The sequence below is a fragment of the Halosimplex litoreum genome, from assembly GCF_016065055.1.
Lineage (GTDB): Archaea > Halobacteriota > Halobacteria > Halobacteriales > Haloarculaceae > Halosimplex > Halosimplex litoreum.
On record NZ_CP065856.1, the window covers coordinates 461,504 to 477,012 of the forward strand.

General features: G+C 71.1%; 18 protein-coding genes. 12 read left to right on the forward strand and 6 right to left on the reverse strand.

Going from position 1 to position 15,509, the window contains the following annotated elements; translation table 11 throughout:
• The first annotated feature begins 101 nt into the window (after positions 1 to 101).
• A complete protein-coding gene (locus tag I7X12_RS02295; RefSeq protein WP_198062275.1) occupies positions 102 to 659 on the forward strand; it encodes an NAD(P)/FAD-dependent oxidoreductase in 558 nt (185 codons plus the stop codon).
• A 436-nt stretch (positions 660 to 1,095) separates the two neighbouring features.
• Complete coding sequence (locus tag I7X12_RS02300; RefSeq protein WP_198062276.1) at positions 1,096 to 2,007, forward strand: DMT family transporter; 912 nt, start codon at positions 1,096 to 1,098, stop codon at positions 2,005 to 2,007.
• 9 nt (positions 2,008 to 2,016) lie between these two features.
• On the opposite strand, the gene I7X12_RS02305 is transcribed toward I7X12_RS02300, so the two are convergent.
• From I7X12_RS02305 to I7X12_RS02315, 3 genes are all read right to left on the reverse strand, one after another.
• The gene (locus tag I7X12_RS02305) at positions 2,017 to 2,529 is read right to left on the reverse strand and encodes an SRPBCC domain-containing protein (RefSeq protein ID WP_198062277.1); all 513 of its coding nucleotides are present in this window, start codon (positions 2,527 to 2,529) and stop codon (positions 2,017 to 2,019) included.
• A gap of 81 nt (positions 2,530 to 2,610) precedes the next feature.
• On the reverse strand, positions 2,611 to 2,820 hold the full coding sequence (locus I7X12_RS02310; RefSeq protein ID WP_198062278.1) for a hypothetical protein: 210 nt from the start codon (positions 2,818 to 2,820) through the stop codon (positions 2,611 to 2,613).
• 68 nt (positions 2,821 to 2,888) lie between these two features.
• Positions 2,889 to 3,686, reverse strand: a complete 798-nt coding sequence (locus I7X12_RS02315; RefSeq protein ID WP_198062279.1) for an RIO1 family regulatory kinase/ATPase domain-containing protein — start codon at positions 3,684 to 3,686, stop codon at positions 2,889 to 2,891.
• A gap of 690 nt (positions 3,687 to 4,376) precedes the next feature.
• On the opposite strand from I7X12_RS02315, the gene I7X12_RS02320 reads away from it, so the two are divergent.
• From I7X12_RS02320 to I7X12_RS02335, 5 genes are all read left to right on the forward strand, one after another.
• Positions 4,377 to 5,270: a hypothetical protein gene (locus tag I7X12_RS02320; protein ID WP_198062280.1), complete on the forward strand. Its 894-nt coding sequence runs from the start codon at positions 4,377 to 4,379 to the stop codon at positions 5,268 to 5,270.
• Positions 5,263 to 5,583 (forward strand): DUF7538 family protein, encoded by a 321-nt coding sequence (locus I7X12_RS02325; RefSeq protein WP_198062281.1) that lies wholly within the window; start codon positions 5,263 to 5,265, stop codon positions 5,581 to 5,583. Before I7X12_RS02320 ends, I7X12_RS02325 begins: the two co-directional genes overlap by 8 nt.
• A gap of 138 nt (positions 5,584 to 5,721) precedes the next feature.
• Positions 5,722 to 8,244 (forward strand): dihydropteroate synthase, encoded by a 2,523-nt coding sequence (gene folP, locus I7X12_RS02330; RefSeq protein WP_198062282.1) that lies wholly within the window; start codon positions 5,722 to 5,724, stop codon positions 8,242 to 8,244.
• On the forward strand, positions 8,241 to 8,534 hold the full coding sequence (locus tag I7X12_RS20525) for a class I SAM-dependent methyltransferase (RefSeq protein ID WP_232342984.1): 294 nt from the start codon (positions 8,241 to 8,243) through the stop codon (positions 8,532 to 8,534). Before folP ends, I7X12_RS20525 begins: the two co-directional genes overlap by 4 nt.
• Positions 8,420 to 8,872, forward strand: a complete 453-nt coding sequence (locus I7X12_RS02335) for a class I SAM-dependent methyltransferase (RefSeq protein ID WP_232342985.1) — start codon at positions 8,420 to 8,422, stop codon at positions 8,870 to 8,872. The genes I7X12_RS20525 and I7X12_RS02335 overlap by 115 nt, the downstream gene beginning before the upstream one ends.
• Positions 8,873 to 8,906: 34 nt before the next feature.
• Here I7X12_RS02335 and I7X12_RS02340 read toward each other — a convergent pair whose 3' ends face one another.
• A complete protein-coding gene (locus I7X12_RS02340; RefSeq protein ID WP_198062283.1) occupies positions 8,907 to 9,059 on the reverse strand; it encodes a hypothetical protein in 153 nt (50 codons plus the stop codon).
• 82 nt (positions 9,060 to 9,141) lie between these two features.
• Here I7X12_RS02340 and I7X12_RS02345 point away from each other — a divergent pair, with 82 nt between their 5' ends.
• The gene (locus tag I7X12_RS02345) at positions 9,142 to 9,495 is read left to right on the forward strand and encodes a VOC family protein (protein ID WP_198062284.1); all 354 of its coding nucleotides are present in this window, start codon (positions 9,142 to 9,144) and stop codon (positions 9,493 to 9,495) included.
• A 24-nt stretch (positions 9,496 to 9,519) separates the two neighbouring features.
• Here the strand turns inward: I7X12_RS02345 and I7X12_RS02350 are convergent, their stop codons facing one another.
• Positions 9,520 to 10,578 carry a glycosyltransferase gene (locus I7X12_RS02350; protein ID WP_198062285.1) on the reverse strand — a complete coding sequence of 353 codons (1,059 nt, stop codon included), beginning with the start codon at positions 10,576 to 10,578 and terminating at the stop codon, positions 9,520 to 9,522.
• A gap of 156 nt (positions 10,579 to 10,734) precedes the next feature.
• Between I7X12_RS02350 and I7X12_RS02355 the strand changes: the two genes are divergently transcribed.
• On the forward strand, positions 10,735 to 11,466 hold the full coding sequence (locus I7X12_RS02355) for a hypothetical protein (protein ID WP_198062286.1): 732 nt from the start codon (positions 10,735 to 10,737) through the stop codon (positions 11,464 to 11,466).
• 36 nt (positions 11,467 to 11,502) lie between these two features.
• Here the strand turns inward: I7X12_RS02355 and I7X12_RS02360 are convergent, their stop codons facing one another.
• Positions 11,503 to 11,931: a hypothetical protein gene (locus tag I7X12_RS02360; protein ID WP_198062287.1), complete on the reverse strand. Its 429-nt coding sequence runs from the start codon at positions 11,929 to 11,931 to the stop codon at positions 11,503 to 11,505.
• Positions 11,932 to 12,167: 236 nt separating this feature from the next.
• Between I7X12_RS02360 and I7X12_RS02365 the strand changes: the two genes are divergently transcribed.
• The 3 genes from I7X12_RS02365 (at position 12,168) to I7X12_RS02375 (ending at position 15,494) form a co-directional block, all read left to right on the forward strand.
• Positions 12,168 to 13,997 carry a S9 family peptidase gene (locus I7X12_RS02365; protein WP_198062288.1) on the forward strand — a complete coding sequence of 610 codons (1,830 nt, stop codon included), beginning with the start codon at positions 12,168 to 12,170 and terminating at the stop codon, positions 13,995 to 13,997.
• Between the two features lie 47 nt (positions 13,998 to 14,044).
• Complete coding sequence (locus I7X12_RS02370; RefSeq protein ID WP_198062289.1) at positions 14,045 to 14,593, forward strand: NUDIX hydrolase; 549 nt, start codon at positions 14,045 to 14,047, stop codon at positions 14,591 to 14,593.
• A gap of 280 nt (positions 14,594 to 14,873) precedes the next feature.
• Entirely contained in the window at positions 14,874 to 15,494 is a 621-nt protein-coding gene (locus I7X12_RS02375) for a hypothetical protein (protein ID WP_198062290.1), read from the forward strand.
• The last annotated feature ends 15 nt before the right edge of the window (positions 15,495 to 15,509 follow it).

Genomic DNA, 15,509 nt, shown 5'->3' on the forward strand with positions numbered 1-15,509 from the left:
TCGCCCGGTGTCGACCCGCCGGCCTCACCTCCTCGCGGTGAACCCGGAGATCGACTCCGGAGAGGCCAACGACTTTCACGCTGCCCATACAGTGTTCACGTATGACAGACGTAGCTGTCGTCGGCGGCGGTCCCGCCGGCCTGAGCGCCGCACTGTTCACCGCCAAGAACGGCCTCGACACCGTCGTCTTCGACACGGACGAGACGTGGATGCACAAGGCCCACCTGTTCAACTACCTCGGCATCGAGAGCGAGGACGGAACGGCGTTCTTGGAGGACTCGCGCGAGCAGGCCGATAGCTTCGGCGTCGACCGCCGCCAGGGCGAGGAGGTCCAGACCGTCGAGCAGGACGGCGACGGCTTCCGCGTCGTCACCGGCGAAGGCGACCTCGCAGCGGACTACCTCGTCCTCGCGACGGGTGCGAACCGCGGTCTGGCCGAGGAGTTAGGTTGCGAGTTCACCGACGAGGACGTCGTCGACGTGGACGTGACCATGGAAACGTCGGTCGCGGACGCCTACGCCACCGGCGCGATGGTCCGCGCCGAGGAGTGGCAGGCAGTGATTTCGGCGGGGGACGGTGCGGCGGCGGCGCTGAACGTCCTCACCAAGGAGAAAGGCGAGCACTTCCACGACTTCGACACGCCCGCAGACGCCGAATAATTCCGTCTGGTGGGAGCTTCCCACGAGATCGACGGCGAGCGCTGAAAGCCCTTGCCCCGCTCGGTAACAGTTGCAGTGATCACGACTGACAGCAAGCGCTGAAAGCCCTCGACCCGCTCGCGGTCGCTGCAGCGAGATATCCGCGCTCTCCGCACGACCCGCGCGGATAGTGCTCGCTCAGGCGACCGGGCGAACGCGAGCGCGTCTCGCCCTTTCAATCCACCAGGGAACGCACAGCACCGCAGACGGCCACACACCTCCCCAGCCGATTCGCTCGTTCGTTACACTCTCTCCCTCATCCCTCGCGCGATGCTGTCGCGAGACGAGACTCGCGACAGCGCGCGCCGACCGCACCGCTAACCGACTCGTCTCGAACCGACCTCGAACCGCTTCGCCCACCGCAAGACGAAAGGGACCGCTCCCGAAAGGGTCGCCAATGGCCGGCGAGACGCTGTCGCGACGGCTGGAGGCGCGTGTCCCGCCGGTGGCGGCGCTGGTCGTGGCCATCCTCGCGGTGTCGACCAGCGCCATCCTGGTCCGCTGGAGCGGTGCGCCGCCGACGGTCGCGGCGTTCTACCGGGTCCTCTTTACGGTCTGGTTGCTCGCGCCGCTGGCCGCCTCCCGCCACGGCGAGGCTCTGCGGTCGCTGGGACGGCGGGACGCGCTGGCGGCGGGGGCGACGGGCGTGGCGCTGGCGATTCACTTCGCGGCGTGGTTCCAGTCTATCGAGTGGACCAGCGTCGCCGCGTCGGTGACGCTCGTGCAGGCCCAGCCGCTGTTCGTCGCCGTCGGCGCGGCGCTGTACCTCGACGAGCGACTGACGCTCCCGAAGGTCGTCGGGATCCTGATCGCGCTCGGCGGCGCGACGGTCATGTCGGTCGGCGAGTTCCTCGCGGGGACCGCGGTCGGCCCGCACCCGCTGGCGGGCAACGCGCTGGCCCTGGCGGGCGCGGTGACGATGGCGGTCTACGTCCTCGCCGGGCGGTCGCTCCGCGCGCGGGTCGCGCTCGTCCCGTACGTCACCGTCGTCTACGCGGTCTGCGCCGCCGTTCTCGGCGCCGTCGTCGTCGCACAGGGCGACCCGCTGGTCGGCTACGCCGGGCGGGAGTGGCTCCTCTTCCTCGCGATGGCGGTCGGCCCCGGGATCTTCGGCCACACGGTCATCAACTGGGCGCTCGAACACGTCCAGTCCTCGGTCGTGAGCGTCTCGCTGCTGGGCGAACCCGTCGGGAGTACCGTGCTGGCGCTGCTGTTACTCGCGGAGGTGCCGGGGCGCTGGACCGTGGCCGGCGGCGCGGTCGTGCTCGGGGGCATCTACCTGACCGCGCGAACCCGAAGCGAGTCCTGACGGACCCGCTCACCCGCTCAGGGGGACCTCGGTGTCGGCGCTGTGTCCGTCCCCCTCGACCCGGATCTCCGGCCGTCCGTCACCCGCCCGGCCGTCGATCTCCTCGGCGCGCGCCTTCAGGGCAGCGTTGACGGCCTCGAAGCCCGCTTCGGTGTCGTCACCGTACAGCCGGAGCAGCGGGCGAACGAGGACGCCGCCGAAGCGCTCGGACTGCGTGAACCGCGTCCGTCCGTCGTCCAGCTCCTCGATCGCGAAGACGTGTTCGCCGTCGAACAGTCCGCGGACGTAGAGGTGACCGAGCCACCGGAGTTCGGTGGGCTCGTCAGCTCGGAGGACGCGCGGCCTGAACGTCGGCATCCCCTCGGCGTCCGGCCCGGGCGCGACGACGAGGCGCTCGCCCGCCTCGGCCCGTCCGGTGATGCGGGTCCGCGGGTTCCAGTCGTCGTAGGCGTCGAAGTCGGTGAGGACCGACCAGACCGTCTCGGGCGACGCGTCGATGTCGATGGCGGTGAAAATCTCCATGGGAGACAGTACGTGCGCCCACAGCTTAAGCCGCGCGGTAAGCCGCGTACGTGCTTCTCACGGTGGTCTCGCCGTGATCGGTCACACTCGCTCGTCGGGTTCGACGGGTGGCTCCGACCCGTCGTCCCCGCCCTCGCGCTCGTCCCCGTCCCCGTCGAGAGCGAGACCGAGGGCGAGAAAGACGGTCCCCAGGGTGAGGAACGTCGTCCCGATGGCGGTGTCACCGAGGACGGCGAACGTCACGCCGATAACGAGAAACGGCGTTCCCACGGCGAGAAACGTCGAATGCATACGGTACCGACACTCGCGGCCGAGATAACTGTATCGGCGGGGTCGTCGACGGGCGCCACGGCGGCCGCCTACGCGGCGTGTTTCTCGATCTCGCCTTTGACGGCGGCGCCGTCGAAGTCGTGTTCGGGGCGGATGTTGACGAAGTCGAGGAACTCCCGAGCGGCCATGAGTTCGTCGGGGTCGTGGACTTCCAGGGCGGCGGCGACGGCGTCGCGGGCGCCGATCAGCGGTTCGAGCGCGCCCAGCGCGCAGGCGGTATCGTAGGCGCGGGCGTCCTCGATGGCCTCCTCGTCGACCTTCGTCGCGTCGATGAAGTAGAGTTCGCCGCCGGAGACGAGGACGTTCTCCCGCTGTAGGTCGCCGTGGGCGAGGTTGTTGTCGTGCATCCGGTCGAGATTCCCGAACAGGTCGACCGCGTGGTCACGCACCTCCTCGGGGGGGAGGTCGTCGAGCGCCCGGAAATCGGAGAGGTACTCCAGCACCATCACGGCCACGTCGTCGTACTCGAAGGCCTCCTTCGGTTCGGGCGCGCTGACGCCGATCTCGCGCATCCGCTCGTTGGCCTCCAGTTCGTGCTCGGCCATCTCGATCGGCGTGTCGAAGCGCTCGAAGAAGCCCTCGGTCCCCGAGGAGAAGGCACCCAGGTTGCGTCCCGCGGTCAGCAGCGCGTGGACCAGCGAGTTCTGCTCGGTGACGACCTTGACGAAGAGATCGTCGTTGACGACGCAGGGCGTCGACAGCCAGTTGTCGGCCTCGAGGAAGACGACCCTGGCCGTCTCCAGGTCGTAGCGGTCCATCACCTCCCGGACCGCCCCCTCGAGCGTCGGCCAGGGGACCGTCCCCCGGAGAAATCGCCGGAACGCCATCTGTCCGTCGAGTCACGTTCCACGGGTTTATTCGTTCGGTCCCAGTGTCGGCTCGCGGTCGGTTCGTCTCTCTGGCGTCTCGGTGCTTTTCGGTTGCGTCGGCGTCGAAGGGTGTCGAGCGGCGGCTGCACGCGATGGTACGCGCTGAACGCCCTCGAGTTGCTACCTGGAGTCGTGCGCGCAGAGGACGGCACCCCCTGAACGCCCTCGACTCGCTCGGCCACGCTGTGCGGGATATCCTCGCTCGCTGCGGTGGCTCGGATAGTGGCCAGCGCAGCGTGCCCGACCGCGCCTCGCCCGTTCAGTCCGCCAGGGGTCAGCGACCGCACAGCAACCGCAACCACCACGGGCCTCCCCAACCGACTGCGGTGCTCGCTAGCGCTGCGCTCCTCATCCCTCGCACGGCTCTCTCCCGGCCGCTCGTCCGAATTGGACTCGCGGCCGCGACAGCGCGCGCCACCGCACCCACTCCGCACCACCGCACCGATTCCGCACCACCGCACCGATTCCGCACCACCGCACCCACTCCGTACCATCGCATCTATTCCGCACCTCCGCACCCACACCACACACTCCATGCCGCCGCGACCGCTCGGCGAGATCCTGTTTCTTCCGGGGGTCGGCGCCATCGGCGCTCGCTCGTGGGAAAGATGGCTCAGTTATTTCCGGGCCCTGGCCCAACGGTCGGTCATGGGACGAACGCTGCTGGGGATCGACCTCGACGAGTCGCCCGTCGGTGGGCTCATCGAGGGACTCCTCTCCGACGAGGACCTGGAGAAGCTCACCGACGGCGGCCGCGATCCGGGCGACGAGCCCGCCGCGGACGACGACGAACCGACCGGGGAGGTCGAGGAGTCGACCGGCGACGGTGCGACCGACGACGACGCGACCGCAGTGGGGACGGATCTGGTCGACGACGCGGTGGGGTCCGACGACGCCGACAGCTCCGGGTCGTCGAACGCCGAGTCGATCCCGGTCGGGACGAGCGGAGACACCGGTGGTGCCCCGTGGGACACGCCGAGCCCGGAGGGGCCGGAGCCGGTCCCGTCGCCGGGCGAGGAGCACGTCGACGACGAGGACGGCGGCTGGCGGGCGAACCTCCGGCCGTTGCTGTTGAAGGCGGCCGCCGCGCTGGTCGTCCTCGCGGTGGTCGCGTTCGCCGCCTACCGTCTGCTCGGGCGGGCGAAGTCGGCCGCCGGCGACAGGTTCGGGGGCGACGAGGAGGAGGCCGACTCGGTGCCGACCGCCGACGCGGCCGACGCCGACGTGCCCGAGGCGCGCCGCCGAGCGAAGCCCTCGGAGCGCGACGACCGCGCGGAGTTCGGCGACCGCCCCGTCGACGAGACGGTCGGCCACGCCGAGCACGCCGAGGCGACCGGTGACGCCGCCGGCGACGTGGACGACGAGACCGACGACGGCGAGGAGCCCGACAGCGTCGGACGGCCGACCGCCGATTCGGACGTGGGGGCGCTGGTCGGTTTGGCCGCGCTCGCGCTGATCGCCGCGCTGGTCCGAAAGTTCGGCGAGGGCCGCGAGTACGACCCGCTCGTCGACGGACCGGCCGACGACGCCGACGATGAGTGACGGCGGCGGGAGCGAGTCGGGAGCGCCCACCGACGACCCCGAGAGGTCGCTCGGCGGCCTCGCCGACCGGGAGGGGTGGCGCGTCGACGGAGCGGCCGCCCGGGTCCACTACGAGGGCGAGGGCGACCGCTACAGCGTCGAGTACTACGCGCCGAGCGACTGCGTGGTCTACTGGAAGGTCCCGCCGGAGGGCAGCGGCGAGACGGCGGTGCCGGTGGGTCGCGAGACGGTGCCGACGCCGCTGCGCGAGCGGATCCGGATGGACCTCGACGCGACGGGTATCGACCCCGCAGTCGAGCGACGAGAGCTGTAGGACAGTCGAGCGTCGGTCGCTGTAAGACGACGGTTCGCGCGCTCGCGTCCGGCGGTTCCGTGTCGACCGTGTCGACGGTCACGAGCGGAGACTTCGCAGTCCGTCAGGCTAAAGCGCACCCGTCCGGAACCGGGAGGCATGGAGTTTCACGAGGCGGCGGACTTTCTCTTCGATCTGCGACGGTTCGCGCCGCGGCCGGGCCTGGACCCGACGCGGGACCTGCTCGGTCACCTCGGCGACCCCCACGAGCGGCTCGCGTGCGTCCAGATCGCGGGGTCGAACGGCAAGGGCAGCACCGCCCGGATGGTCGAGCGGGCGCTGCGGGAGGCCGGGCTGTCGGTCGGGCTGTACACTTCGCCCCACCTCGACGACGTGCGCGAGCGGGTCCGCGTCGACGGGCGGCCGATGACCGAGTCGGCGGTGACGGCGTTCGTCGAGTCGTTTCGCGAGTACGCGACCGAGCGGGCGACCGACGGCGACTCGCCCACCTTCTTCGAGACGCTCACCGCGATGGCGCTGTGGGAGTTCGACCGACGGGACGTCGACGTGGCCGTCCTCGAAGTCGGCATCGGCGGGACGCTGGACGCCACGAGCGTCGTCGACCCGATCGCCAGCGCCGTCACCGCGGTGACGCTGGAACACACCGACCTGCTCGGCGACACCGAGGCGGAGATCGCTCGCGACAAGTCCGGGGTCGCGCCCGCGGACGCGCCCCTCGTGACCGCGACGACCGGCGACGCGCTCGCGGCTATCCGCGAGGAGGTCGACGACGTCGTGACGGTGGCCGACGCCGCGTGGAACGACCCCGACGACCCGGACGTGCTCGTCGAGTACGGCGGTCGCGAGGGGCTGGAGGGAGCAGTGACGGTCGAGGGGGGCGCCGAAGACTGGACCGTCGACACGTATCTCCCGCTGCTGGGCGCCCACCAGGCGCGCAACGCGGGCGTCGCGGCGGCGCTCGTCCGGCAGGTGGCCGACCGGCTGGGGGCGGAAGTGGACACGGAGGCCGTCGAGCGCGGGTTCCGCAACGCCCACTGGCCGGGGCGGTTCGAGGTGATGGACCGCGAGCCGCTGGTCGTCCTCGACGGCGCGCACAACCCGGGCGGCTGTGAGACGACCGCCGAGGTGCTCGGGACCTTCGACTACGACGAGGCCCACCTCGTCGTCGGTGCGATGACCGACAAGGACCACCGCGGGATCGCCGCGGCGTTCGCCGACGCCGACCTCGGCCGCGTCGTCGCCTGCCGGCCCGACCACGACCGCGCCGAGTCGGCCGACGTGGTCGCCCGAGCCTTCGAGACGGAGACGGAAGCCGACGTGACGACACACGAGCCGGTCGCCGGCGCGCTCGACCGGGTGCTCGACGCCGCCGAACCCGACGACGCCGTCGTCGTCACGGGGTCGCTGTACGCCGTCGCCGAGGGGCGTACTCGCTGGTCCCGGCCCACCGTCCCGCTCGACGTGGACTCGGCGGCCGACGCCGAGGCGGCACTCGAACGGGCACACGTCGCGGACGACGAGGCCGCTTCGGCGGCCGGCGACGCCGTCCACAGGGTCATGCGGACCAGGCTTCGGCCACGCCGCGCCCGTCGTCTGCAGTCCGAGCTTCGGGCGCTGGGCGGGGAGGTCGCGCTGTCGGCGCTGGCCGACCAGGACGAGGAGCGCGTCGCGGCCGTCCTGACGGGGACTCGCGACCAGTTCGACCGCCTCGCCGACGCGCTCGCCGAGCGTGAGGACGACCTCGCGCCGCTGGCCGACGAGCTGCGACCGACTCTCGGCGCCTCGCCGACACCGAACGCGGCGACGCCGACGCCCGACAGCGACCGGAGCGCGGCCGAACGGGACTACCCGTGGGCCGACGGCACCGCCGTGATGGGCATCCTCAACATCACGCCCGACAGCTTCCACGACGGCGGCGAGTACAACACCGTCGAGGCGGCCCGCGAGCGCGCCGAGCGGATGGTCGACGCGGGCGTCGAGATCCTCGACATCGGCGGCGAGTCGACCCGCCCCGGCGGCGAGGTCGTCCCCGCCGAGGAGGAGACGGCGCGCGTTGTCCCGGTGATCGAAGCGATATCCGACCTCGACGCGACGATCTCGATCGACACGCGCAAAGCCGAGGTGGCCCGCGCCGCCCTCGAAGCCGGCGCGGACCTGCTCAACGACGTGTCCGGGCTGGAAGACCCGGAGATGCGCCTGGTCGCCGCCGAGCACGACGTGCCCGTGGTCGTCATGCACAGCATCGAGGCGCCGGTCGACCCGTCGACCGAGGTCGAGTACGACGACGTGGTCGACGACGTGATCGACTACCTCTCCGAGCGCGTCCTCCTGGCCGAGAAGGCCGGACTCGACCGCTCGCAGATCCTCGTCGATCCCGGGCTGGGCTTCGGCAAGTCCGCGGCCGAGAGCTTCGAACTCCTGGGTCGGCTGGACGAACTCGCGGCGCTGGGCTGTCCGGTCCTCGTCGGCCACTCCCGCAAGTCGATGTTCGAACTCACCGAGGGCGGGCGCGAGGGCGCGCTCGACGAGACCGTCGCCGGGACGGCGCTGGCCGCCGAGCGCGGCGCGGACGTGATCAGGGTCCACGACGCCCACGAGAACGTCGCCGCCGTCCGCGTCGCCAAGGCCGCCGCCGACCCCGAGCGGTTGGCGGACGAATGAGCGACGAACGCGACCTCGACGAGTGGGCGAGCGCGGTCATGTCGGGCTACGACGGCGTGGCCGAGGCCTACGACGCCGACCGCGACCCCGAGCACGAGGCGACCCTCGTCGAGTCGCTCGCGGCGGACCTCCCCGAGGACGCCCGCGTCCTCGACGCCGGCTGCGGCGGCGGGCGGTGCTGGAGACGCTCGCCGACGAGTGCGACGCCCTCGGCGTCGACCTCTCGGACGAACAGCTGGCGCTGGCCCGCGAGCGGGCGCCCGCAGCGACGCTCGCCCGCGGCGACCTGACGCGACTCCCCGTCGCCGACGACGCCGTCGACGCGGTGACGGCGCTGCACTCGGTGATCCACGTCCCGCGCGAGCACCACGGGCGCGCGTTCGCGGAGTTCGCCCGCGTCCTCCGGCCCGGTGGTCACCTGTTACTCACGACCGGCGTCGGCGAGTGGGAAGGCGAAAACGACGACTGGCTCGACAGCGGCGCGGCGATGCAGTGGAGCTTCCACGGCCGCGAGCGGAGCCTGGAACTGCTCGATTCGGCAGGGTTCGACGTGACCGAGGAGGCCGTCCGCGACGACGAACTCGGCGGCGGCGAGTGGCTGTTCGTCCGGGCTCGACTGCGGGGGTGACGCAGCAGAGTCGGCGGGTCGGTGTCCCGCACTCTCAGTTCAGCGTCGGCCGGTCGACGACCCGGAACCGGTGGCCACAGCGCGGGCACTCGACGAGTCCGTCTCCCCCGGCCTCGACGGTCTCGAACGAGCGGGCGAGTCCGGTCTTCCCGCAGTCGGGACAGCGGCGGACGAGCGGTGGGATCATCTGCGATCGATTCGGATAGGTACTCGGGAGTCAAGGGTGCGTCGCCCGAACGGTTTTGGTCCGGCGCGACGACCGATGGGACGTGAGCGGGATCGTGTTCTTCCGGACCGAAGACGAGGCGCGCGTCGTCGAGTTCTACCGCGAACGGGTCGGCGCCGAGACGTGGCTCGAACAGGACGGCTGTACGATCCTCCGCCACGGTGACCTGAAGCTCGGGTTCTGCGGCCGCGAGGAGACCGACGACTGCGGGATCGTGACCTTCTACTACGACGACCGCGAGCGCGTCGACGAGCTGTACGAACGCCTGGAAGACCGTGCGCGGGGCCCGCCCGAAGTCGACGAGCAGTACGAGATCTACCGCTTTTTCGCCGACGACCCCGACGGCCGTACCGTCGAGTTCCAGACGTTCCTGCACCCGCTGCCTGGCGACGAGTAGACCGGGGACCGGTTGCGACCGAAGCTACAGCAGCCCGTACTCGGACTGCAGATCCCGATACGTCTGGAGGTAGCGTTCGAGGACGGCGTCGTGGTCGTAGTCGGCGTAGTCCTCGTCGACGGTCAGGCGGTCGAACTCGCCGGCGTCGACGATGGCGTCGGCGATCTGCTCGGGGTCGGTCGCCCGGAAGCTGCGTTCGACCTCCTCGATGAGTTCGTGGGCGCTGGACTCGGCCTGGTACTCGACGATGCCGACGCAGCCGCAGGCCAGCGCCCACAGCAGCTCGGTCGCGAAGTACTCCCGATAGGCCGTCTGGACGAACGCGTGGGCGCCCTTGTAGTACGCCACCCGCTCGGTGCGGTCGCAGGCGCCGACGAACTCGACCCGGTCGTCGATACGCAGGTCCCGGACCTGCCGTTCGTAGCCCTCGCGCTCGGGGCCGTCGCCGACGATCGTCGCCGACCAGTCGCGGTCGCGTAGTTCGGCGAGCCCGAGCAGGAAACTCTCCAGGTTGGCGCTCCCGTCGAGGGGGTGGGCGTAGACGACGTCGACCTCCTCGGCGGGGTCGGTCTCCCTGACCGTCGTCATGTCGACGCTCTCGGGGACGACCTGGGTGGTGTCGGCGGTCGCGCCGCGCTCGCGGACTCGCGTGCGGACCATCTCGGACGGTGTATCGACCATGTCGGGGAGCGTGGCGGCGCGGTCGGCGAACCGCGAGTCGTCGACCGACTCGTCGCCGAACCACTCGACGACGAGTGGGACGCGAGCCAGCGTCCCGCCGAGGCTCGCGGCGAGGACGCCCACCGGCGGCTCGGGCCGGGCGTGGACGATATCGGGGTCGGAGATAGCGAGCAGGGCGGGCAGGCGGACGGCGAAGGAGGTGAGCGTCGGGGAGATGGTGACCCCGCGGTAGACGACGCCGTCGCGCTCGACGGTCTCGTCGGTCCCTTCCCAGAACTGCGTGCAGAAGACGGTCACGTCGTGGCCGCGGGCGGCGAGGGTTCGTGCGACGCGTTCGAGCCGGCGGGCGCCTTCGGTGTCGCGATAGTGAGTCGTCTCCATCGAGACGAACGCGACGCGCATACCGCCGACGACGAGGTGGGATGTCAAAAATCCCCGCCATCCCGTGGGAATCCGGTAAGGCCACCGTACCGCGGCGGCTCGACCTGGCCGCCGCCGAAGTAAGTCGCACCTACCGCGCAGGAACGTTTATGTTGAGATGCGAGAGTCCGGGCGGTAGTGAACCGACGGGCGTTCCTCGGGGGTGCCGGCGTGGCGCTGTCGCTGGGGGTGGCTGGACGCCGCGTCACGAGCCCGCCGGACCCGGTCGTCGTCCGCGTCTGGTTCAGCGAGTCCGCGGCCACGCACGACGCGCTCGCCGACAGGGTTCAGGGATACCTCGGCGCGGCCCTCCGGTCGGCGCTCGACGCCGTCGAGATCGAGCTGGCGCCGTCGACTGTCACGCTCGCCCACGAGGGCGGGAAGGCGGCGCTCGGGTTCGACTGGCCCGTGACGGTCGCCGAGGGGCTGGTCGGGATGGCCGAGGTCGACCCCGTCGGCGACGCGAACCTGCTCGTCACCGACGGCGACCCACGGCGCCAGCCCGCCGGGTACGCTCGCCCGCGCGTCGCCGCCACGACCGGTGGGGCCTACATCGCACGAATGGCCCCCGCCGGGGAGACGCCGTCGGTCGTCCCGTACTCGATCCCCGCGGCGGCGACGCAGTTGCTCCTCCACGAGTGTGGCCACGCGCTCGGGGCCACCCACGGCCACGGGACGGCGCGACGCGAGGGCGACGCCCTCGTCGCGAGCCCGATGGTCGGGAGCTACCTCTGGGCGTCCGAGCGCGTCCGCGAGCGACACCTCGACGACGAGAGCGCCTGCGGCGGCGCGTACCCGGACGCCAGAGACGCTCCCGAGCGGCGACTCGGGCTTCGCTACACCGACTGCGCCGCTGGTGCGCTGGGATGACGGGAAAAAAGTCCGAACGGTCCTCGACTGGAAGCGTCAGCCCGCGGCGTCCGTCTCGGTCTCGTCGCCGAAGACGCCCGTGTCCGTCTCGGTCTCGGTCTCGTTCCCCATGACGCCGCCCTCATCGGTCTCGTCGCCGAACCCGTCGTCCGTCTCGGTCTCCATCGTGTCGTCTCCGTCCGTCTCGGTCTCCATCGTGTCGTCCTCCTCCGTCTCGGTCGCGGGTTCCATCACGTCGTCCTCCTCCGTCTCGGTCGCGGGTTCCATCACGTCGTCCTCCTCCGTCTCGGTCGCGGGTTCCATCACGTCGTCCTCCTCCGTCTCGGTCTCGTCACCGATAGCGGGGGAGGTGTCGCCGTCGTCACCGACGGCTTCCGTCTCGGTTCCGGCGCCCGGTCCGGGGCCGCCACAGCCGGCGAGAGCGACCAGGGCGACGATGCAGACTGTCGCGAGTGCGCGGTACATGCGTTCTCGTCCAGGGGAGCCCGCCGTTTCGTTATTGACGGGCATTCGGGGGAGAGACGCAACGTTTCCCCCGTTGTCTCCGTCCCGGGGGCGCAAAACGTCGGCCTACTGTGCCCGTCTCTCACGCCTACCACCGCACCACCGCTCCCGGTTGCCACCCGTCCGCTCGCTGCCGGTCGCGAACCGACGCTCGCACGCCCGGAAGGCCTTTCTCCGTTCCGTGGCTTGCCCGGGGTATGTACGACCTCGACCGGTATCTCAACGTCAGGAGCGCCTACGGCGCTTCGTTCGGCCCCGAGGGCACGCTGTCCTTCCTGCTCGACGCCACGGGCACCCCGCAGCTCTGGACGCTCGACGGATCCGGTGAGTGGCCGGTCCAGCGAACCTTCTTCGACGAGCGGGTCACCTTCGGCTCGTGGTCGCCCGAGCGCCGCGAACTCGCGTTCGGTATGGACGAGGGCGGCGACGAGCGCGCCCAGCTCTACCGCCTCGACGCCGACGACGGCACCATCACGAACCTCACCGCGCGTCCCGACGCCAAACACCGCTGGGGCGGCTGGTCTCACGACGGCGACCGCTTCGCCTTCGCTTCCAACCGCCGCGACGAGTCCGTCTTCGACGTGTACGTCCAGGGCCGGACCGAGACCGGCGCCGACGCCACGCTCGTCCACGAGGGCGACGGCTGGCTTTCGGTCGGCGGCTGGGCGCCCGCCGACGACCGCCTGCTCGTCTCCCAGGCCCACTGGAACTTCGACCAGGACCTCTACGTCCTCGACGCCGAGTCGGGCGAGCGCCGGCACCTCACGCCCCACGACGGCGACGTGCGCTTCACGAGCGCCCAGTGGAGCCCCGAGGGCGACGCGCTGTACCTGACCACCGACTACGAGTCCGACACGAAGTTCCTCGCCCGGCTCGACCTCGAGGCGCTCGGCGAGGACCCCGACGAGTCCGACCTGACGGCGGCGCTCGACACCGTCGCCGACGGCGGCGAGTGGAACGTGGGCGGCGTGGCCGTCGACGACGAGACCGGTCGGCTCGTCTACTCCCGGAACGTCGACGGCTACACCGACCTCACCGTGGGCGAACTCGCCGGGCCCACCGAGATCGACGAGTTCCCCGCGCCGGACCTGCCGGGTGGGATCGCCGGCGGCGTCGCCTTCGACGGGGACGCCGAGCGGTTCGCTCTATCGGCGACCGGCCGGACGGAGAACACGAACGTCTACGTCGTCGAGACCGAGACCGGAGACGTCGAGCGCTGGACCGACGCCTCGACCGCGGGCATCCCGAAGTCGTCGTTCGTCGAGCCCGAACTGGTCCGTTATCCCACCTTCGACGACCGCGATATTCCGGGGTACTTCTCGCTGCCCGACGACTGGGAAACCGGCGAGACGCCCGTGATCGTCGACATCCACGGCGGGCCGGAGAGCCAGCGCCGTCCCTCCTTCGCGGGGCTGACCCAGTACTTCTGCTCGCGCGGGTACGCCGTCTTCGAGCCGAACGTCCGCGGCTCGACGGGCTACGGCCGCGAGTACACCCACCTCGACGACGTCGAGAAGCGGATGGACTCCGTGGCGGACGTCGAGGCGGCGGTCGAGTGGCTCACCGACCACGAGGCGATCGACTCCGACCGCGTGGTCGCGATGGGCGGGTCTTACGGCGGATTCATGATACTGGCGGCGCTGACGGAGTACCCCGACCTGTGGGCCGCCGGCGTCGACGTGGTTGGGATCGCCAACTTCGTCACGTTTCTGGAGAACACCGGTTCCTGGCGCCGCGAGCTGCGCGAGGCCGAGTACGGGTCGCTCGCCGACGATCGGGCGTTCCTCGAATCCGTCTCGCCGATCAACAACGTCGAGTCGATCGCGGCGCCGCTGTTCGTCCTCCACGGCGCCAACGACCCGCGCGTCCCGCTCGGCGAGGCCGAGCAGATCGCCGAGGAGGCCGCCGCCCAGGGCGTCCCCGTCGAGAAACTCGTCTTCGACGACGAGGGCCACGGGATCACCAAACGCGAGAACCGCATCGAGGCCTACACCGCCGTCGTCGACTTCCTCGACGAACACGTCTGAGCGATGGCGGGGACACCGCCTGTGGCCGACGCCGAGAGGTGCCGTCGGTGACCGACGCCGACCTCCCGGCGCGCTCGCGCGAGCGCGTCGCCGACTGGCTGGCCGAGGTGCGCGAGCGATACGACTGTTTCGAGCGCGTCGAGAAGCGATGGGAGCTCGCGCCCGAGGCGTACGAGCGCGACCGGGACCGGATCGCCGCAGGCGAGAACGGGGGTGCGGGAATCTGGGTCACGAACGACGGCGGCGAGGTCCTGCTCGTCCGCAACGAGGGCGACGAGGGGTGGGGCGACCCCGGCGGCAAGCGCGAAGCCGGCGAGTCCTTCGAGACGGCCGCGCGCCGCGAGGTCCGCGAGGAGACGGCCGTCGAGGCGACGATCACGGGCGTCCGCGAAGTGCACGTCCTCGAACTCGCCGACGAGAGCGACCCCGACCGGCCGGCGCTGGCCAGCCTCATCGTGATCTTCGACGGCCGGTGCACGGGCGGCGACCCGCGGCCGCGCGAGGGCGAGATCCGCGCGGTCGAGTGGTTCGCGTCACCGCCCGAGCGCGTCCTGTATCCCGAGGTCGCCGATCGCCCGTATCCGGCCAGCGAGTGACCGGTACCGACGAGCGAGCGACCGTTACCCGTCATCGAACGTCCGCTACCGGCAGTCGCTCGACTGCGACCCGCACCCGAACGGCGGTTACCGGTGACCGAACGACACATACTGGGCGGCGACCGTCCGGCTACCGGTGACCGAGCGACCGGTACCGGCGAGCGAACGGTAATCGTCGGGCGTGAACGCGAACCGATTCGGCCACCGACCGGGTCGCGCCCTGTTCGCAAGGTCTGAACGAAGGGACGGGTTTATGCCGGTGCCGGCGCAGGTGCGGACGATGTCTGTCGCCGAGGTCTCCCGGGACAGGGTGGAGGAGCGCCTGGTCGCGCTGGAAGACGAGTACAGCGGGTTCCCGATCAACCAGACGACGCTCGCCGTGCCCAGCGACGCCTACGAGCGGGCCGGCGAGCGCTGCGAGCGCGGCATCGTCGACGCGTACGTCCAGGTGTACAACGACAGCGAGGACGTGCTGCTGGTCGAGCGCGACGGCGAGTGGGTCGTTCCCCACGGCGAACCGGCGACCGACGAGCGCGTCGTGTCCGGGACCGAGGCCGCGATCCGGGCGGCCACCGGCGTCCGTTGCTCGCTGACCGACCTCACTCGCGTGACGATCCTCGGCGTCCGCGACGAGGACGATCCCGACCGCCCGCCGGTCTACCGATTGATCGCCGTCTTCGTCGCCGAGACCGACGGATCGGACGCGACCGCCCGCGCGGCGGCGGCCGAAGTCGGGGCGGGAGGGACGAACGACGACGCGACCGAGGGGAACGGCCGAGTCGACGCGACCGAAGCGGTCGGCACGACCGCCGACCCGACGGCTGACGAGACCGGCGATTCGCCGCCGGAGGGCGTCCGCTGGCACCCCACCCTTCCCGAGTCGGCCGTCCCCTCGCACTGACGCCGTCCGCTCGCG